We start from the raw sequence: 19027 nt of genomic DNA, 5'->3' as shown, positions 1-19027 counted from the left end.
GTTCGGCGGAGCGCGTACGGGTTTCGCCCCGGGTTCACGCCCCTCCCACTGCTTCACGCGCCACCCACTGCTTCATGCGCCGCCTGTCGCTTCACGCGCCGCCCACCGCCGTCACCGGGTTGCCGCGCAGCAGCGCCCGGACCGGCAGGGCGGTGGCGGCGAGGCAGAGCAGGACGGCCCCGGCGGGCAGCGCCCCGGCCAGCAGCGGCGGCACGTACGGGCCGGTGCCGGCGATCCCCCGGGCCACCGGCAGCAGGGTCACCCAGGCGATGGCCGCGCCGAGCGCCAGCCCGGAGGCGGCGACGATCAGCGCCTCCCAGCGCAGCATGCCGCGCACCTGGCGCCGGGTGGTCCCGGCCAGGCGCAGCAGGGCGAGTTCGCGGCGGCGGTCCAGGACGGTCATCACCAGGGTGTTGGCGGCGCTGACGGCGGCGAACCCGCCGAGCACGGCGGCCATCACGGTGTTGGCCCAGCCGTTGATCTCCAGGTTCCGGTCGGCCTGGGCCGCATAACCGGCCCGGTCGGTGACCTGGGCGCGGCGGTCGATGCCCTTGAGCGCGGCGGCCACCGCCGTACGGTCCGCGCCGGGGGCGTCGGCGACGAGGAGGCGGCCGTCGTACGCGGCGGTGACGTGGGCGGCGACGGCGGCGCGCGGCAGCAGGGCCCTGCCGAGGCCGAGGCCGCGCTCGTAGGTGGCGACCAGGGTGGGCCTGACGGCGGTGCCGTCGCCCAGCCGCAGCGGGACGCGCTCGCCGACGCGGGCGCCGAGGGAGTCCGCGAGCATCGCGTCCAGGGCGACGGTGTCGGTGGAGCGGCCGAGGTCGGCGAGGGAGCCGGTGCGCACGCCGAGATCGAGGACGCGGGACAGCCGGGCCGGGTCGCCGTCCACGGCGAGGGCGTCGGCCCGGGAGAGGTGCTCGCCGCTGTCGTAGAGCAGGCCCGTGTTCAGTACGCCGACGGCGGTGTCCACCCCGGGCAGTCGGGCCGCCCGCTCGGCGGTTCCGGCGGGCAGGCCCGGGCCGGCGGCGGTGACCACGTGGTCGGCGGTGACGCCGGTGCGGACGTTGGTGTCGGCGGTGTGGCGCAGGGTGCCCTGGAGGGCGAGCATCGTGCCGCAGAAGGCGGTGACCAGGACGATCGGGGTGATCGCGGAGGCCAGGCGGCGGGCGTTGGCCCGGGCGTTGTCGGCGGCGAGTGAGCCGGGCGCGCCGGCGGCCCTCAGCGGGGCGCCGAGCACGGTGGCGAAGACCCTGGCCACCCAGGGGCCGAGGAAGGAGACGGCCGTCAGGAAGCACATGACCACGCCGAGCGCCGTGTTGGCGGCCTGCTCGCCGTCCAGGGCGGCGGCGACGAAGGCGAGCACCACGCCGCCGACGGCGAAGAGCAGCCCGAGGCCCGTACGCACCCAGCCGGTGCGGGCGGGGGGAATCGCGGCCTCGCCGAGTGCCTGGCCGGGGCGCAGCCGGGAGGGGCGCAGCGCGGCCAGGTACCCGGCGGCGAGCGCGGCGAGGGTGCAGGCGGCGACGGCGACCAGGACGGGCAGCGGGCCCACGTCGAGGTGCACCCCGGCCGGGACGGCGCCGCGCTCGACGAGCTGGTCGAGCCACCAGCGGGCCAGGGCGATGCCGGGCAGGGCGCCGAGGGTGGCGGCCGCGGGGGCGAGGAGGGCGGCCTCGGTGGCGATGGTGCGGCGGATCTGGCGCGGGGTGGCGCCGATGGCGCGCAGCAGGGCGAACTCGCGGGCGCGCTGGGAGGTGGCAAGGGCGACGGTGCTGACGACGACGAAGATCGCGGTCGCGGTGGCGTTGCCGCCGAAGGAGCCGCCGATGGCGATCAGCAGGACGCGGGCCTCGCCGAGGGTGGGGTGCTCGACGGCGCCGCGGGCGTCACCGGTGTAGGTGCGGGTGCGGACGTCGAGGGGGCCGGGGCCGCCGAGCGTGCGGCGGATCTCGGCGGCGAGGGCGGTGTCGGTGGTGCCGGGGCGGGGCTGGACGGCGATGGCGTCGATGCGGCCGGGGTGGCCGGAGAGGCGGTCGGCGTCGGTGTCGGCGAGCCAGATCGTGGGGCCCACGGTCTGCGGGGCGGCGAGGCCGGAGACGCGGTAGCTCGCGGTGCCGCCGGGCGCCGTCAGGGTGAGGCTCGCGCCGGGCGCGAGGTGGGCGGCGCGCGCCGTGTCTGCGTCGAGCACCACCTCGTTCGCGCCGGGGGCGCGGCCTTCGAGGAGTACGTCCTGCGGACCGGCGATGCCGAGGGCGGCGTAGGGACGTCCGGTCAGGGTGTTCGGCACGCTCGGGGCGGTCACCGGGAACGCGCTGTCGGGCCGGGCCGCGGCCACGCCCGGCAGGGCGGCGATGCGCTCCGTCAGCGCGGCGTCGATGCGCGCCCGCTCGGGGGTGGGCTTCTCCCGGGTGTGCTTGCTGTGGCCGTTGGTGACCTCGATCGCCACGTTCTGGTCGGCCACCACCACGACCGGGCTGTTCGCGTACCGGACGGGGTGCAGGCTCGCCGTCACGCCGGTCTGGAGCAGGGTGCCGCAGGCCGTCACCACGGCCGCGCCGAAGAGCAGGGCGATCAGGGTGCCGACGAAGGTGGCGGGGCGGAAGCGCACCGAGGCGCGGGCCAGTCCGTTGCTCATGCCACCACTCCGGCCGTCGCGGCCGTCGCACCGGCCGTCGCACCGGCCGGGCGGACGGTGAGCGCGAGCATCCGGTCGGCGACGGCCTGCGGAGCGGGGTGCGGCAGGTCGTCGACGATGGCGCCGTCCGCGAGGAAGAGCACCCGGTCGGCGAAGGAGGCGGCCATCGGGTCGTGGGTGACCATGACGACGGTCGCGCCGAGCCCGTCCACCGCGCGGCGCAGCAGGCCCAGCACCTCGTGGGCGGTGGTGGTGTCCAGCGCGCCGGTCGGCTCGTCGGCGAACACCACGTCCGGCTCGGTGATCAGCGCCCGGGCGATCGCCACGCGCTGCTGCTGTCCGCCGGAGAGCTGCCCGGGCCGACGGCGGCCGTGCTCGCCCAGGCCCACGCGCGCCAGCAACTCCCGTGCCCACGCCCGGTCCTGGCGTTCCCCGGCGAGGCGCTGCGGGAGCAGGACGTTCTGCTCGACGGTCAGCGAGGGCAGCAGGTTGAAGGACTGGAAGACGAAGCCGATCCGGCTGCGGCGCAGCCTGGTCAGCCGGTTCTCGCTCAGCCCGGTGATCTCCTCGCCGCCGAGGCGGATCTGCCCGGCGTCGGGGCGGTCCAGGCCCGCGGCGCACTGCAGGAAGGTGGACTTGCCGGAGCCGGAGGGGCCCATCACGGCGGTGAAGCTGCCGCGTTCCAGGGCGAGGTCGAGGCCCCGCAGGGCGTGCACGGTCTCGCCGCCGCGCCCGTAGCTGCGGCGCACGCCGCGCAGTTCGACGGCGGGCGGCGCGGGCCGGTCGACGACCAGTGGCACGGGCGGGCGTGTGTCGGTGCTCGGGCGGTCGTGGCGGCGTGCCATGGGTGGGGCCTTCCTTCGGGAGCGTCGCTGGCGCGGGATCGTCGCTGGTCGTCGACGGGTTCCACGCTAGGAAGGCCGTGGGCGCATCACCATGGAGGCGGCTGGCGGGTCGGGGGTGGGGTTATCCCCCGCCCGCCCCTACAGCTCCTCGGGCTCCACCGATCGGTAGGCCGCCCGCAGTTCGGCGAGCACCGGGTGGGCGGGGTCGAAGGCGGCGGCGTCCGCGCCCGCGATCGGGCGCACGCCGATGCCCGCGTTGACGGCGAACGCCCCGTCGTAGTCGGCGAGTTCGCTCAGGTGCACCAGGCGGTGGGACTGCGGGCCGTCGTACGCGCCCTCGAGCAGGGCGGCGGTGACCCCGGGCAGGATCGGCCCCTGCGGCCAGACCAGCTTGCGGCCCGCCAGCAGGCCGAGGTTCCAGGTGGCGCCCTCCGTCACCCGGCCCTCCTCGTCGACGAGCAGCACATCGTCGTACCCGGCGAGTTGGGCCTGGCGGCGGTGGTGGACCAGGCCGAACAGTCCGACGTGCTTCACCTCGGGCAGCTCACGCCGGTACACCGTCGTGCGCACCCGCAGCGGGGCCGGTTCGGCGGCGGGCGCCGGTCGGGTGGTGACCAGCAGGGCGGGCGCGGCGGGGGCCGAGGGGCGCTCCAGGCCGAGCCCGGGGTCGTACACGGTGACGCGGACGATCACGGGTGCGCCGTCGGCCGGGAGCACGGCGCGGATGCGCTCGCGCACCGCCGTCCGGTCCAGCCCGGCGGCGAACAGGGTGCGGCAGTCGCGGACCAGCCGGTCGAGGTGCAGCGACAGGCCCCGGACGCGCCCGGCCTCGGCGCGCAGGGTGGTGAAGTGCCCGTAGTTCAGCAGCCCCAGGGCGGCGAGGCGCGCCGGGTCGGCGGGCGCGCCGTCGATCTCGATCTCAGCCATCCCCCGAGTCTGCCAGCTGGGGCCCGCGGCTGCGGGTGAGAGCCTCGCGCTCGAGTTGCTCGAGCTGCTCGATCCGGTACGCCAGGCCCTCCGGCTCGCCGCCGTCCGCCCAGCGCCACGCCTCCGCCCACCACTGCGGTCCGCGCACCAACGGCCGTCCGGCCAGGGCGAGATGGACGGCCAGCGTGGAACGGGCGAACTCGTGAACCCAGCCGCCCGTGCCCCGGTAGTCGGCCGTCTCGTCCAGCCGCAGCCGCCCGCCCTCGCACCCGGCGGCCAGTATCGGCGTCCATGCCCCGTGCGGGTCGGCGACCAGCAGGAGCAGCCGCCCGTCCGCCTCGCTCACCCGGTAGGGCGGCAGTTGGGGCATCCGGGCCAGCGCGAGGGCGTGGCGCCAGCCGACCACCCAGAGGCCGCGCCGCAGATAGTAGCGCACGGCGTGGCGCCAGGACCAGTGCGCCTCCAGCCGGAAGCCGGGCAGGCCCTCGGCGGCGGACGCCTCGTACACCGCGTCCATCGCTCCGGCGGCCAGGCCCCGGCCGCGCGCCTGCGGGCGTACGTAGAGGGAGGAGACGGCGAGCTGGCCGGGGCCCTTGGTCCAGTTGTCCACGGCGACGGTGCCCGCGACGGCTCCGGCCTCGTCGAGCACCCAGTAGCGGCGGCGGTACAGCTCGCCGCCGGGCCACTCCCGGCCGCTCTCGCCCAGGCGTTCGCGCCACTCGCGCTCGGCCTGCGACGTCACCGCGTCCGGGTCCAGCAGCTCGCCGAGGCCGCCCTCCACCAGGGACGCCAAGTCCCAGAGGGCGAACCGCCGTTCCTCACCTCCGACGACCGCCCGCAGCCGCGGCCCCGCCGCCAGCCTGTCCTGCGCCCGCTCCACCGCCGCGTCCCACGACCTCACCACGGCGACCACTCTAGCGCTCCCACGGGCACGAACCGTCATCCGGCCAGCACCGAACGTCAGTTCACGTACCGTCAGACGGAAAGCCCCCGCACGAGACGGCAGCGCCGGGCGATCGCCTCCGACCCGCCGTTGTTGCGGACCACCTCCACGTAGCCCGCCGCCTCGGCCTCCAGGTCCTCCCGGCTCGGGCACAGGAAGGTGAACAGCCACACGTGCTGCGTGGAGTCACGCTCCGGCACCGCCTCCCACCCCCCACCCCAGGCTTCGGCGAGCGCGTTCACGCAGTACGCCAACGCCAACTCCTGCCGCCCGCCCCACACCTCCCGCATCCACCGCTCGAAGTTGCGGCTCGCCGCCTCCGCATCCTGCCGCGTCCCCTCGCCCCCGAGCAGACGCCTGACGAGCACGCCCTGCGGCTCCTGTGCTTCCCCGTGGATCCCCATGGCCGCCATGCTCGCGGCATCCCCGCAGGGCCCGCAAGAGCGCGTGAACGCGGGCGACGGCAGGGGCCCGCAGGGGCCGGCAGGGGCGCTGGTAGGGGAAACCCGACCACAGGACTCGACCTGACCCCGCTGACCGCGCCGAGCTGCGCCGATGCAATGGAGGGGTGAACGAACGAGCGCGGTGGTGGTGCGGCGGATGGCTGGCCCCCACCGGGCGGTTCGGCTACCTCGCGCTGCCGCTCGTGCTCTCCCTCCTCGCCCCCTCCCTGAATCGAGGCCCGTCCCCCTCATGGGCACCACGCTCATCGTCACCAACGACTTCCCGCCCCGCCAGGGCGGCATCGAGACCTTCGTCCACGCCATGGCCGTCCGCCAACCCGGCCACCGTGTCGTGGTCTACACCTCCGCCGAACCGGGTGCGGACCGTCACGACGCCGCCCTCCCCTTCCCCGTGATCCGCGACCGCGCCCGCACCCTGCTGCCCACCCCCCGCGTCACCCGCCGCGCGGCCGAACTCGCCCGCGCCCACGACTGCGACCGCGTCTGGTTCGGCGCCGCCGCCCCGCTCGCCGCCATGACCCCCGGCCTGCTGCGCCGGGCCCCGGGCATACGGCGCACCGTCGCCACGACCCACGGCCACGAGATCTGGTGGGCCCGCACCCCGGGCGCCCGGCGCCTGCTGCGGCGCATCGGGCGCAGCGTCGACGTGGTCACCCACCTCGGCGAGTACACCCGCGCCCGCATCGCCCCCGCCCTCGGGCCCGGCGCCCGCACCTCGCGGCTCGTCCCGGGCGTCGACCCGTCCGTCTTCCGCCCTCTTCCCGCCCCCGGCCCCCGCACCTCACCCGTCATCCTCTGCGTGGCCCGCCTCGTACCGCGCAAGGGACAGGACATGCTCATCCGCGCCCTGCCCGCCGTCCGCCGCGCCGTCCCCGGGGCGCAGCTCGTCCTCGTCGGCGCCGGCCCCGACGAGCACCGCCTGCGCGGCCTCGCCCGACACCTCACCGATCCCGGCAGCGTCCGCTTCACCGGCGGCCTCGACCACGCCGACACCGCCCGCTGGTACGCCCGAGCCGATGTCTTCGCCATGCCCTGCCGCACCCGCCGCCTCGGCCTGGAGGCCGAGGGCCTCGGCATCGTCTACCTGGAAGCGGCCGCCGCCGGCCTCCCCGTCCTCGCCGGCCGCTCCGGCGGCGCCCCCGACACCGTCCTCGACGGCGTCACCGGCCACGTCGTCGACGGCCGCGACACCACCGCCATCGCCACCGCCCTCACCCGCCTCCTCCTCGCGCCCTCCCCCGCCCGCACCCGCATGTCCACCGCCGCCCGCAACTGGGCGCAGACCCAGTGGTCCTGGGACACCTCCGCCCACCACCTCACCCGCCTCCTCGATCCCGCCACCCCCCTCCCCCAGCCACCCCCGTACGCCGGAGGTCGGCCGGGTGGAGCAGGCGACGGCGGTACCGGGGTTGTCGACGGCGGTGCCCGCGTCGGCCGTCCGTCGGGCGCGGGGCCGATGCCGTAAATCCGTTGGCAGTCGCGCGCTCCTCGTGGATGATCCGCTCCGTGACGACCTACCTGGAAACCGAGCGCCTGACGCTGCGCCGATTCACCGCCGACGATGCGGACCTGCTGATCGAGCTGGACAGCGACCCGGCGGTGATGCGCTTCCTGTCCGGCGGGGAGGCGACGCCCGCGGAGATCGTGCGCGAGAGCCACCTGCCGAACATCATCGCCGGGTACGACCGGTGGGGCGGGGAACTCGGGCTCTTCGCCGCGTTCGAGAAGGAGGGCGGGGTGTTCGTCGGCTGGTTCTGCCTGCGGCCCGAGAGGCAGGGCCCGAAGGACGAGGCCGAGCTCGGCTACCGGCTGCGGCAGGCGGCCTGGGGCAAGGGCTACGCCACCGAGGTCTCGCTGGCCCTGCTGCGCAAGGGGTTCGCCGAGCTCGGCCTGACCAAGGTCTGGGCCGCGACGATGGTGCTCAACCGCAGTTCGCGCAACGTCATGGAGAAGGTCGGCATGACGTTCTCCCACCCCCTCCCCACCCCGGACGGCATGATGACGGTCGAGGGCGCCGACCTCGGCGGCGTGCAGTACGAGATCACGAAGGAGCAGTGGGAGCAGCGCTGACCTACTGCCCCGCGCGCAGGTGGGTCAGGACGGCCAGGACGCGGCGGTTGCCGGTGGTGGGGTCGAGGTCGAGTTTGGTGAAGATGTTGCCGCAGTGCTTCACCACGGAGGCTTCGGTGATGCACAGGCGCGCGGCGATGGCCTGATTGGTGAGGCCCTCGGCCATGTGGGAGAGGACCTCGCGTTCGCGGGGGGTGAGGCGGGCGAGCGGCCGGTCGGCGGTCTGGGTGCGGAGCAGCACGCGGACGACGTCGGGGTCGATGACGGTGTCGCCCGCCGCCACCCGCCGCAGGGCGGAGAGGAAGTCGGCGACGTCCCCGACGCGGTCCTTCAACAGGTAGCCCAGACCCGCCGGTTGGGCGCCCGCGGCGGCGAGCAGGCGGGTGGCGTACGGGGTGGCCACGTACTGGGAGAGGACGAGGACGGGCAGGCCCGGGTGACGCTCCCGCAGGGCGAGGGCCGCGCGAAGGCCCTCGTCGGTGTGGTCGGGCGGCATGCGGACGTCCGTCACGACGACGTCCGGCCGGGAGGCGTCGACGGCGGCGGTGAGCGCCGCCGCGTCGCCGACGGCCGCCGTGACGGTGTGGCCGCCGAGGGTGAGGAGTTCGACGAGGCCGGCGCGCAGCAGCACGGCGTCCTCGGCGATCACGACGCGGAGCACGGGACCTCCAGGCGCAGGGTGGTGGGGCCGCCGACGGGGCTGGTGACGGTGAGGCGGCCGTCGAGGAGCGCGGCGCGGTCGGCGAGCCCGGCCAGTCCGGCGCCGGCGGCGGGGTCGGCGCCGCCGCCGCCGTCGTCGGTGACCTGGACGAGGAGGCGGCCGCGTTCGACCCGTCCGTGGACGGTGATCGCGCTCGCGCCGCCGTGCTTGGCCGCGTTGGTGAGCGCCTCGGTGACGGTGAAGTAGGCGGTGGACTCGACGGGCGCGGGCAGTCGGCCGGGCAGGTCGATGTCGACGGCCACCGGGATCGGGTGACGCAGCGCCACCTCGTCGACGGCGGCGGCCAGTCCGTGGTCGGTGAGGACCGGCGGGTGGATGCCCCGGACGAGCCCGCGCAGCTGCTCCAGCGCCTCCCGGGCCTCTCCGCGCGCCCGGGCGACGAGCTCCGAGGCCCGTCCGGCCCCCTGCAGCTCGTACTCGACCAGGCCCAACGTCATGCTGAGCGCCACGAGTTGCTGCTGCGCCCCGTCGTGCAGGTCGCGTTCGAGGCGGCGGCGCTCGGCCTCGAAGGCGTCGGCCAATCGGGCGCGGGAGCGGGTGAGTTCGAGGACACGGTGCCCGAGGTCGTCCCGCCGGGGCCCGATCAGCAGCCGGGCCAGCGCCACCTGCGCGCCGGTGAGCAGCGCCCCCGCGTACGCGCACAGCAGCAGGCCCGCGAGCCCGGCGGCGCTGAACGGCAGGGCGGCGATCGGGCCGCCGACGGCGTGACCGGGGATCAGCATGACGGTCTCGGGGGCGAGCGCCCACACGATGAGCGGGGAGAGCACGTAGGCGAAGGAGAGGATCAGCAGCAGGGCGAAGCCGAGGCAGGAGGCGGCGAGGACGGTCGCGGTGAGCGCGGCGAACGCCAGCTCCCGCCAGGTGGCGCGCTCGCGCAGCCTGGTCCGCAGACGGGCGCGCGGCCCGGCGCCGGGCAGGCGGCTGTGCGGGTCCGGCAGCGGGACGGGCTCGACCAGACGCAGCCGCCACCGCTCCACGGCCCCGACCGGGATGCCCGCGAGCGCGAGGGCGAGCAGCACCGGCAGCCCGAGCCCGACGACGGACAGGCCGAGCCCGAGGGCCAGCAGCACGGTGAGCGCCACCAGCAGCGGCGGCCCGAGCAGCGCACCGCCGAGCAGGTGCGCCCAGCAGCGCGGCGTCCAGCGGGTGAACGGGAAGGCCGACGGGCGGGCACGCAGCGCTGCCAGGACGGACACGGACTCCCCCGAAGCGCTCACCCCGCCACTCTAACCGGCTCGTTGACGAACCTTCGGTGCGGCGGCGGGCGCAGGCCGACCACCTGCTCGGCCGGGCCGAGGACTGGAGCCTGTCCTGGCGCGTACGGCGGAAGGTCTTGACCTGGGCTCCGCCACAGGTCTATACCAGTGGCAGTCCACGGCAAGTACCGCGTGCCCGTGGACGGTTCGGCCGATCCCGCGCCACCCCCTCCCTGGCGCGACCGGCCACTTCCCCCACAGCCGTTTCCGGAAAGGCCCACCCGATGGAACGCGCAGTTCCCGCCCGACACCTGCCAGAAACCGTGCCAGACACCGTCCCCGCGACCGCGCCCCGCAGGCGCCGCAGCCGCGCCGCCCTGGCCGTCGCCGGGGTGCTCGGCCTGGTCGCCGGCGGCGTCGCCGCCCTGACCGCCACCGGCTCCGCCTCCGCCTCCGCCGCGGACACCACGGGCGGCGGCCTGGGCAGCAACTGGTACGCCTCCGCGCCCTACCTGATGCCCGAGGACAACAGCCCGCCGGACGCGGCCGCCGTCATGGACGCCACCGGCCAGAAGGCGTTCCAGCTGGCCTTCATCCTCGCGCAGGGCAACTCCTGCTCGCCCGCCTGGGGCGGCACCTCCTCGATCGACACCGACACCACCATGCCGGGCGTCATCCAGACCGTCCGCGGCAAGGGCGGGGACGTCTCCGTGTCCGTCGGCGGGTACGGCGGCACCAAGCTCGGCCAGGTCTGCGGCACCCCGGAGGCCACCGCCGCCGGGTACCAGAAGGTCATCACCAAGTACGGACTCAAGGCGGTCGACTTCGACCTCGAGGAGCCGGAGTACGAGAACACCGCCGCCATCCACAACGAGATCGGCGCGGCGAGGATCCTCCAGCAGAACAACCCGGGCCTCTACGTCTCGGTCACCACCGCCGGGACGAACGCGGGCACCGGCTGGTTCGGCACCCAGATGCTCAACGAGGCCAAGTCCCAGGGCTTCACGCCGAACAACTTCTCCATCATGCCGTTCGACGGCGGCTTCAACGGCGCGGCGGCCCAGACCGACGCGCTCACCAAGTTCAACCAGATCCTGCGGAACGTCTTCGGCTGGGACGAGGCCACCGCCTACGCCCACGAGGGCGTCTCCATGATGAACGGCCGCACCGACGCCGCCGAGTACTTCCGCCAGGCGGACTTCCAGGCCGTCCTGGACTTCGCCACCGCGCACGGCCTGGCCCGGTACACCTACTGGTCCGTCAACCGCGACCGCCAGTGCTCCGGCCCGGTCGACCCGGGGCTGTCCGGCTCCTGCTCCAGCGTGGCGCAGAACGACTGGGACTTCACCAAGTACACGGTGAAGTTCGCCGGCGCGACGCCGCCCACCACCCCGCCCACCACTCCCCCGAGCACCCCGCCGACCGGCCCGGGCACCCCGACCACCCCGGTGCCCACGCCCGGCACCTGCACCGCCCCGGCGTGGAGCGCCGGCGCCGTGTACACCGGCGGCAACAAGGTCTCGTACAACGGGCACAACTACCACGCCAAGTGGTGGACGACCAACGAGGTGCCGAGCGCCAGCGGCCAGTGGGGCGTCTGGGCCGACGACGGCCCCTGCTGATCCTCGAACGCGACCCCCGAACTCGATCCCGAACGCGAAGAAGGGGGCGGGCGCCCGTCGAAGCGCCCGCCCCCTTCCCCCTCGCGAAAGGTCAGTCCGTCAGCTGGTCCCGCAGCTCCGCCAGGATCTGCGCCGCCTCCGGCAACCCCGCCGCCTCGCACCGCTGGATGGCGGCCGCGAGCCGGCGCTTCGCCTCCTTGGTGCGCCCGAGGTCCGTGCCCTCGACCAGCGCCGCCAGTCGGACGGCCTCCGCCCGGGGCGCCTCCGCCTGCGGCCCGCCGCGCTCGTACTCGAGGACGGCCCGCTCCAGCTCGGCCAGGCCCTCCTCGTACCGGCCGACGATGGCCAGGCAGCGCCCCCGCTCGTAGTGCGAGGCGCCGCGCACGTACCACTCGGTGTGGTCCTGGCCGAGGCGGCGGGCGTTCTCGCCGACCTCGTCGGCGGCGGCGATGTGGGCGAGCGCCGCGTCCAGCCCGTCCGGGCCGTGCTCGCGCACCGTCAGCTTGGCCAGCTCGCGAAGCGTTCCGCACAGCTGGTCGACCTGGGGGGCCTTCTCGTGCGAGGCGCGGGCGCGGGCGACCGCCGCCTCGGCGGCGTCCCAGCGCCCGGCGTGGGCCAGGGCGATGGACGCCTCGCAGGCGACCATGGTGTGGGTCTCCTGGTCCTCCCAGCCGGCCACCGCGTCGGCCAGGCGCAGGAACTCCTCGGCCGCGTCGCGCCACTCGTCCAGCTCGGCCAGGCCCCGGGCGAGGTCCAGACGGGCCTGGGCGAGAAGCCGCTCGTCGAGGCGCTCCGCGTCCAGCAGCACCGACTCCAGGACGGCCACCGCGTCCCCGGTGCGCTCCATGGAGCGCAGCACGTCGGCCAGCTGCAGCCGCACCTGGGCGGCCTCCTCGGCGGCCTCGGGGCCCCGGCGGTCGAAGCGGGCGGCGGCCTCCGAGAGGGCGCGCACGGCGCCGCCGGAGTCCCCGGACTGCATGCTCGCGTGGCCGAGCATCATGTACGTCGGGGCGTACGGGTAGGAGTCGTCGCCCCAGCGGGACGCCTCGGCCAGGGCCCGGTGGAACACCTCGAGGGCCTGCGTCCACTCGCCGGACTGCAGCAGCACCTGGCCCAGCAGCCCGAGCACCCGGGGGGTGTGCCAGGGCAGGCCGCAGGTGTCCAACTGGGCGAGCACCTCGCGCAGTTCGGCCACCGCCTCGGGCATCCGGCCCTGCCGGGCGGCCGCGTCGGCGGTGTACTGGCGGGAGGTGGCGGCGCGGCGCTCGGAGCCGAGGGACTCGGCGGCCTTCCGGTAGGCGCCGGTGACGGCCTCGAAGCGGGCCACGACCTCGGCGGAGGGCTCCGGCAGGGCCTCGACGAGGTCCTGGTGGGCGGCGTAGGCGCGGGACTGCAGGACGATCAGGTAGTCGTCGTCCGTCATCCCGCCCTCGACGGCGGTGCCGCTGGTGGCCCGCAGCGCCTCGGCGGCGTTCAGGGCCTCGTCCAGGGCCGGCCAGTCGACGGGGTGACCGCCCTGGGCCTCGTCCTCGCCGAGGCCCACGATCAGCGCGCGGGTGCGCACCATCAGGGCCTGGCCGGGCATCCCGGCCCGCTCGAACAGCTCGGCGGCGGCGGCGAGTTCGGCGCGGCCGGCCTCGTGGTGGTCCTTGTCCAGCTCGTCGTGGGCGCGCTGCTCGACCAGTTCGGCCTCGAGCCGTTCGGGGCTGCCGAGCTGCGCGTCCTCGGGGTGGACGAAGCCCTCGGCCTGGGTGCGCTCGGCGATGCGGTGCCAGAGGCGGTCGGCGTCCGGGTGGCCGAGCAGGTCCAGCTCGCGGGCGCGCAGCACCAGGGCGGTGAAGTCCTCCGGCTCGGGCTCGACCTCGCGGCGCGGGGCGGGCGCGACGGCCGGGGCGGCGGCGACCTCGGGCGCGGCGGCGGCGCGCACGCCCAGGGCCAGCGGTTCGGCCAGCAGCGGGGTGCCGGCCAGGCGCTCGCGGCGGTCGGCGCTGACCGCGTCGGTGCCGTTGCGGGCGTCGAAGCGGGCGGCCAGGGCGTCGGCCTCGGTGCGGACGTGGGCGAGGAGGGTGTCGACCGTCCAGGCGGTGCCGGCCGGGCCGCTGACCGTCAGCTCGCCGTGGCCGGCGCCCGCGAGGGCGGCCAGCAGCACCTCGACGCCGGTCAGGAAGGAGAGCCGGGAGCCCGGCTCGCCCGTGACCGAGAACAGCTCGCGGTTCTCGGCGAGCAGTTCGAGGCCGCGCGGCTCGTTGCCGGACAGGGCGCAGAACTCGATGTGCCGGCCGATCGCGCCCAGCATCGCGGACTTGCCGCGGGCGTAGCGGTAGCCGGACAGGTGGGCGGAGCGGGCCTCGTCCAGTTTGCCGCGGCGCAGCAGCGGCAGCAGGGCGACGGACTGGCTGAGGTAGGGCTCCTCCTCGCAGGTGCTGCGGCCCGAGAGCACCGGGGCGAGGATCTCCAGGGCGCGGGCGTCGTCCCCGGCGCGCAGGAAGTGCCGGGCGCGGCTGCGGGTCTCGCAGGCGTGGCAGTCGCTCAGCTCGGTGCGGGGGCGGGCCGTCCACAGCTCGTAGGCGTTCTGCACCTCGATGCCGGTCTCGACGGCGAGGTGGTAGCGCCGGGCGTAGTACGGCTGGAGGTCGAAGCCGGCCGCGCGGTAGCGGTCGCGCATCTCGGTGTGCCAGCGCTCGATCGCGGCCAGCGGCACGTCCGGGGTGTCCAGCAGGGCGCTGGCCACCCACTTGAAGCGCCAGAACACCTGGTGCCGGGCCCATTCGCTGAACCCGTCCGGGTCCTGGTCCCAGAGCTTGAGGATGCGGGCGAAGACGACGGGGCTCTTGTTGCTCTCGCCGTCGTACTCGTATGCCTCCATCAGCTCCATGAGGGCCATGGAGCGGATCTCGGTGTCCTCGAACTGCTCGGCGGCGTCGACGAGTTCCTCGGCCGTGACCGTGCGGGTGCGGCCGTACGGGCGGGCGTCGTTCTCGCGCAGCGCGGCCATCACCGCCTCGGGGGTGTCCAGCATCACGCCTCCTTCTCGTCGGTTCCGGCGCTACCGGCGGCGCCGGCCGCCTCGTGGCCGAGCATGGCGTGGTCGAGCAGGCTGATGAAGGAGCGGTTGAGCAGGGCCGACTCGCTGGCCTTGAGCGGGCGGCGGGTCATCAGCACGGCCTGCCCGTACAGCGCCTCGACGGCGGTGACGGCCAGCTCGCGGCTGGTGACGGTGGCGGCGCGGCGCACCAGCGGGTTGAGGTGGTTGAGCACCAGCTGGGCGCGGGGCACCTCGGCCCGCAGGGAGCCGAGGATGTCCGCCCAGAGGCCGTCGGCCTCGTCGGCGAGCTGGGAGCGGGTGCGCTCGTGGCGGGCCTCGCGGTTGTCCAGCAGCAGGGCGGGGGCGTTGGTGGGGTGGAAGCTGCGAAGGGCGACGTCGCAGTCGAAGCGGCCGACGACCTCGCGGGCGATGGACAGGAAGGCGTTGGCGGCCAGTTCGGCGGCCGGGTCGACGGTGTCCAGGTGGGCGGTGACGGTGCCCGGGTCGAGGTCGGAGACGGAGACTCCGGGGCGGATCTCGGGCAGGCGGTGCACGAGGTCGCGGTCGTAGGTGTAGCCGCCGTTGACGACGCCGAGGCCGGCGGCGCCGGCGATCGGGGCGACCTGGCGGAACTCCTCGACGGTGCGGGTGACCAGCACCACCGGGTGGCTGCGGGCGAACTCGTCGAGGGTGACGTTGCCGTCGGTGGTCTCGAACGGCAGCCAGGGCAGCATCATCCGCAACAACTCGTCGTCGTAGCGGGCGAGTTCCTTGACGGCCAGGTGGTGGACGGACAGGAAGCGGTGCAGCAGGGCCGGGTCGCTGGCGGACAGGCCCGTCAGCCAGTCGCGGATGCGGACGCCGAGCGCGTCGCGCACGGCGGCGAGGGTCTCGTCCGCGTACAGGCCCTCGCGGGAGGCGGTGGGGCGCAGGCCGTCGGTGTCGACAACGCAGCGGACGAAGAACGCCCAGTCCGGGAGGAGTTCGGGCGCCTGGTCGGAGAGCAGCATGCCCTTGAGGTGCACCCGGTGGCCGTTGCGGCGCGAGGGCGGGGCGGCGTCGGGCAGGACGTAGGCGACGCCGCGCAGGCCGACGAGCGGCAGGTCGAGGTCGATGGTGTCCAGCGGGGTGAAGTCGAAGGTCTCGCGGCAGTACGCGGTGAGCGCCTCGCGCCGGGTGACCGGGGAGGTGTGGCGCTCGGCCCAGGGCGGGGTGCGGTTGATCCGGTGCTCGGTGCCGCCCGCGTCGACGACGGTGACGTCGTGGCGCAGCAGGCTGCCGAAGTCCCGGGCCAGGGAGATCACCCGGGCCGGGCGGGTCCACTCGGCGGCGTCGGCGCGCGGGGCGAGGGTGACGGTGGTGCCGGGCTCGGGCTTGGCCGAGGAGGGCAGGGTGCGGATGGTGTAGCTGCCGTCGGACATGCCGCGCCACTCGATGACGGGGGCGTCGGGGGAGCCGGCGTGGCGGGTGACGACGGTGATCTCGTCGGCGACGACGAAGCAGGCGAGCAGGCCGATGCCGAACTGGCCGATGAAGTCGCCGCGGGCCTTGGCCAGGCCGTCGCCGTCGAGGCGGCCGTCGGCGTCGCGCTTGGAGCTGCGGCCGATGGTGGCGAGGAAGGTGTGGACGTCCTGCTCGGTCAGGCCGATGCCGGTGTCGGTGATGCTCAGCTCGTCGTCGGCGCGGACGGTGATGCCCGCCGGGGCCTGCGGGTCGAGGGCGCGGCGGGCGGAGATCGCGTCCACCGCGTTCTGCATCAGCTCGCGCAGGTAGACGCGCGGGCTGGAGTAGAGGTGGTGGGAGAGCAGGTCCACCAGGCCGCGCAGGTCCACCTGGAAGGTGTGCGCACTCGTCGGGTTGTCGGTTGGGGACACCGGAGGCTCTTTCGGTCGCGGAAACGGGTGTCTGGAGTTCGAGGGCGCGGCGTCAGTACGCGGCGGCGCGGTCGCGGTGGGCCTTGAAAGCCTTGACCGGGTCTCCCGCGAGGTAGTGCCAGGGGGACTCGGTGACCGCGCCGTCCAGGGCGTCGAACAGCAGGCGGGCCGTCCGGGGCTGGTCGGCGAGGGAGAAGGCCATCGCGAAGGTGTTGAACGTCGACTGCCAGCCGCGGGTGGGCACGAAGTCCGGGTGGAGGACCGAACGGAACGCGGCCTCCTGGAGCTCGGCGAGCACCGTGGGGCTCGTCAAGTAGGCGTGGTCCTCGCCGTCGGGCAGGTCGATCCAGCGCTCCAGGTGGGCGAGGACCACCAGCTCGCCCAGCGGGCTGCCCTCGGGGGCGGCCAGCATGGCGGAGCGGGCGAACTCGTGCATCTCGTCGTGCGAGCCGCCCCACTTGGCGCACAGCTGCTGCAGGCGCTGGCGGTGGGAGGCCGGGTGCTCGGGGGCGCGGCGCACCGCGGCCTCGAAGCGGCAGGTGGCGATCTCCGGGCCGAGGGAGATGCCGCGGGCGCTGATCTGCAGGAAGTACCAGGGGGCCAGCCAGGACGGCTCGCGCTCGGCGACCTCCAGCAGCTGCTCCTCGGCGATCTCCAGGCGCTCGTGGAACAGCTTCCACTGGTCCTCGGAGACGTGCTTGGCGCGGGCGCTGCTGCGGGCCTCCCAGCCCCAGGTGATGTGCCGGGCGCCGGAGACGAGCAGGGCGAGGGTGTCGTCCGGGGCCTCGGCGACGGCGCGGGCGGACCACTCCTCGACGCGGGGCCGGTCGACGATCGTCATGACCAGCCAGGTCAGCTCGGCGCCGTCGGTGACGGCGGCCAGGGCGGGGCGCAGGGCGGCCCAGTCCCCGGCGGCGGCCTGGTCCAGCATGAGGCGCACGGCCTCGTCCCCGAAGGCGGGGTCGATCCGTGGCGCCGAACCCGTGGCCGCGCGGCTGCTCCCCGGCGCGGACGCGGACCCGGCTACGGGCGCGCCCGTGGGCGCGCCCGTGGGAGCCTCGGCGGCCCGCCGGCCGAAACCGAACAGCCCCGCTCGGCTCTGCGTTCCCTCCCCGCCGGAGCGGCGTCGGAACAGCGGCATGTCATGGCCCCCTCGAACATCATCGGCATCATTCGCATGGCCGAACAGCGGCCACCCAGACTGAGTACATATCACGCCCGGCCGACATCCGTTTGCGCAGCCCAGCGCCCATGGCCCGTCCTCCGGGCCGCGGTGGGTCCCGGGCAGGTCCGGGGGCCGTGGGGCCTCGGCCGTCCCAGACCGTGTCTTTCGGATCACGTCGGATGAGCGGGCGTCTCCCCCAGCCTTCGGCGACCGACGAGAAGCCGGCGAGGTGCGCGCACCCCCTTCGAGGGGGTCAGCGCAGCGTCAGCTGTACGACGGTAGAACGCTCTCGCGGAGATGAACTGCCCACGGAATGGGCGAGTTGTGAACGACCCGATCCGTCGTTCGCCCAATCTCCGCACTGTGCGGGCCGGTTGGGCGGGCGACCGTGGCATCTTGCTGCCTGACAGATTTCTGACACCCGTTCGTGGCCCGATCCACCCCGGGTATCCGTCAGTCTTGGTTGCGTGCACGTCATTCGACTCCAGTTGCGCGCACCGGACGGCGGTCCGCAGGAGCGGCGCACCCCCGCCCCCGGTGCGGTGAGCGGCGGGCTTGAGCGTGCGCTGCCCGGGCCTGTCCGGATCGATCACGCCCGTGTCCTGACCGGCCCGGGCACGGGGGGACGCCGTGCTGTTCGTCCTCGCGGAGGGAATGCTCGTCGCGGAGGGCTTCCGTGGCCGCCGCCTCTTCCGCTGGGAGCCCCGCCACAGCTGACTCCCCGCAGGCTCGGGGCCTCCTCCTTCTCCGCTCCTAAGCCCCGAGCACGGCGTCGGGCGTCTTCCCCTCCTGCGCCTGCTCGATCCGCTGCGCCAGCATCGCCGCGAACTTCCGCGCCGCCACCACGTCCCCCGCCCCGCCCTCGGTGCTCACGCTCGCCACCACCGTGCCCGAACGCCACACGATGCTGACCCCGTCGTTCCCGCCGCCCTGCCCCTGGAACGCCTGGCTCTCACTGCCCACCGTCGGCGTGTCCACCTTCTGGAACGACCCCGCCGCGTACGAGGCGTACGACTCCTTCAACCGCTCCTTCGCCGCATCCCGGCTCGGCAGCGTGTCCACCAGGAACCTCGCCACCTGGTCCCCCGACGAGTACCGCACCTGCCCGCTCAACGGCTTCCCGGCACACAGGTTCGTCCCCGCCGTACAGGTGATCTTGTGGTCGGCCGTATCAACCCGCCGCCGCTCCTCGTCCCACCCCGCCATCGCCTTGCCGTCCGGCAGCACCTGCCCGACCACCTTGTCGTCCAGCAGCACCGCCTCCAGATCCGCCCCCGGCGCAGCCGCCACCGGAGCCGCCGGCTTCGACGCCGCCGCCGACACCGACGCCGCCCCGGTCGGCACCGCCGCCCCCGCAGCACTCGCAGGCGCCTGCGAACCCCCCGTCACCACAGCCGAAGGCACCCCCGCCCCCGTGGCCGCCGATTCCCCCTTCGACCCCCCGGAAGAACAACCCCCCACCCCCCCACCCACCACAACCGCCACCACCACAGCCGCCACCCGCCGGCCACCCATCCCCATCACCCTGACTCCCTCCACC

Annotated in this window: 14 protein-coding genes; 3 read left to right on the top strand and 11 right to left on the bottom strand. The window is 75.1% G+C overall.

Annotated features, from left to right (window positions below):
* Window positions 1-91: 91 nt before the first annotated feature.
* The 5 genes from IH61_RS0115825 to IH61_RS0115805 form a co-directional block, all read right to left on the bottom strand.
* Window positions 92-2635, bottom strand: coding sequence for an ABC transporter permease (locus IH61_RS0115825; protein ID WP_031070061.1), 2544 nt, complete (start codon window positions 2633-2635; stop codon window positions 92-94).
* Window positions 2632-3480 carry an ABC transporter ATP-binding protein gene (locus tag IH61_RS0115820; RefSeq protein ID WP_051837153.1) on the bottom strand — a complete coding sequence of 283 codons (849 nt, stop codon included), beginning with the start codon at window positions 3478-3480 and terminating at the stop codon, window positions 2632-2634. The genes IH61_RS0115825 and IH61_RS0115820 overlap by 4 nt, the downstream gene beginning before the upstream one ends.
* Window positions 3481-3618: 138 nt before the next feature.
* On the bottom strand, window positions 3619-4407 hold the full coding sequence (locus tag IH61_RS0115815; protein WP_031070057.1) for an aminotransferase class IV: 789 nt from the start codon (window positions 4405-4407) through the stop codon (window positions 3619-3621).
* Window positions 4400-5311 (bottom strand): GNAT family N-acetyltransferase, encoded by a 912-nt coding sequence (locus IH61_RS0115810; RefSeq protein WP_158845014.1) that lies wholly within the window; start codon window positions 5309-5311, stop codon window positions 4400-4402. Before IH61_RS0115810 ends, IH61_RS0115815 begins: the two co-directional genes overlap by 8 nt.
* Window positions 5312-5382: 71 nt before the next feature.
* Window positions 5383-5754, bottom strand: coding sequence for a hypothetical protein (locus IH61_RS0115805; RefSeq protein ID WP_158845011.1), 372 nt, complete (start codon window positions 5752-5754; stop codon window positions 5383-5385).
* 289 nt (window positions 5755-6043) lie between these two features.
* On the opposite strand from IH61_RS0115805, the gene IH61_RS0115800 reads away from it, so the two are divergent.
* Both IH61_RS0115800 and IH61_RS0115795 read left to right on the top strand, forming a co-directional pair.
* On the top strand, window positions 6044-7279 hold the full coding sequence (locus tag IH61_RS0115800) for a glycosyltransferase family 4 protein (RefSeq protein WP_063763209.1): 1236 nt from the start codon (window positions 6044-6046) through the stop codon (window positions 7277-7279).
* A 41-nt stretch (window positions 7280-7320) separates the two neighbouring features.
* Window positions 7321-7884: a GNAT family N-acetyltransferase gene (locus tag IH61_RS0115795; RefSeq protein ID WP_107057148.1), complete on the top strand. Its 564-nt coding sequence runs from the start codon at window positions 7321-7323 to the stop codon at window positions 7882-7884.
* A gap of 1 nt (window position 7885) precedes the next feature.
* On the opposite strand, the gene IH61_RS0115790 is transcribed toward IH61_RS0115795, so the two are convergent.
* Both IH61_RS0115790 and IH61_RS0115785 read right to left on the bottom strand, forming a co-directional pair.
* The gene (locus tag IH61_RS0115790; RefSeq protein WP_031070052.1) at window positions 7886-8545 is read right to left on the bottom strand and encodes a response regulator; all 660 of its coding nucleotides are present in this window, start codon (window positions 8543-8545) and stop codon (window positions 7886-7888) included.
* The gene (locus tag IH61_RS0115785) at window positions 8530-9822 is read right to left on the bottom strand and encodes a sensor histidine kinase (RefSeq protein WP_051837152.1); all 1293 of its coding nucleotides are present in this window, start codon (window positions 9820-9822) and stop codon (window positions 8530-8532) included. The genes IH61_RS0115790 and IH61_RS0115785 overlap by 16 nt, the downstream gene beginning before the upstream one ends.
* Window positions 9823-10124: 302 nt before the next feature.
* Here IH61_RS0115785 and IH61_RS0115780 point away from each other — a divergent pair, with 302 nt between their 5' ends.
* On the top strand, window positions 10125-11423 hold the full coding sequence (locus tag IH61_RS0115780; RefSeq protein ID WP_037972832.1) for a carbohydrate-binding protein: 1299 nt from the start codon (window positions 10125-10127) through the stop codon (window positions 11421-11423).
* Between the two features lie 91 nt (window positions 11424-11514).
* On the opposite strand, the gene IH61_RS0115775 is transcribed toward IH61_RS0115780, so the two are convergent.
* The 4 genes from IH61_RS0115775 to IH61_RS45960 all read right to left on the bottom strand — a co-directional run bounded on the left by IH61_RS0115775 (window position 11515) and on the right by IH61_RS45960 (window position 18777).
* Window positions 11515-14442 (bottom strand): hypothetical protein, encoded by a 2928-nt coding sequence (locus tag IH61_RS0115775; protein ID WP_031070048.1) that lies wholly within the window; start codon window positions 14440-14442, stop codon window positions 11515-11517.
* A complete protein-coding gene (locus IH61_RS0115770) occupies window positions 14442-16322 on the bottom strand; it encodes an HSP90 family protein (RefSeq protein ID WP_037972829.1) in 1881 nt (626 codons plus the stop codon). Before IH61_RS0115770 ends, IH61_RS0115775 begins: the two co-directional genes overlap by 1 nt.
* Before the next feature lie 52 nt (window positions 16323-16374).
* Window positions 16375-17253 (bottom strand): hypothetical protein, encoded by an 879-nt coding sequence (locus IH61_RS0115765; protein ID WP_199823330.1) that lies wholly within the window; start codon window positions 17251-17253, stop codon window positions 16375-16377.
* A gap of 987 nt (window positions 17254-18240) precedes the next feature.
* Complete coding sequence (locus IH61_RS45960) at window positions 18241-18777, bottom strand: hypothetical protein (protein WP_158845005.1); 537 nt, start codon at window positions 18775-18777, stop codon at window positions 18241-18243.
* Window positions 18778-19027 lie beyond the last annotated feature (250 nt).

This window comes from Streptomyces sp. NRRL WC-3742 (assembly GCF_000720635.1).
In the GTDB taxonomy this organism is placed as follows: domain Bacteria; phylum Actinomycetota; class Actinomycetes; order Streptomycetales; family Streptomycetaceae; genus Kitasatospora.
The sequence above is the reverse complement of the archived record's forward strand: the minus strand, read 5'-3'. Positions and strand labels throughout refer to the sequence as shown.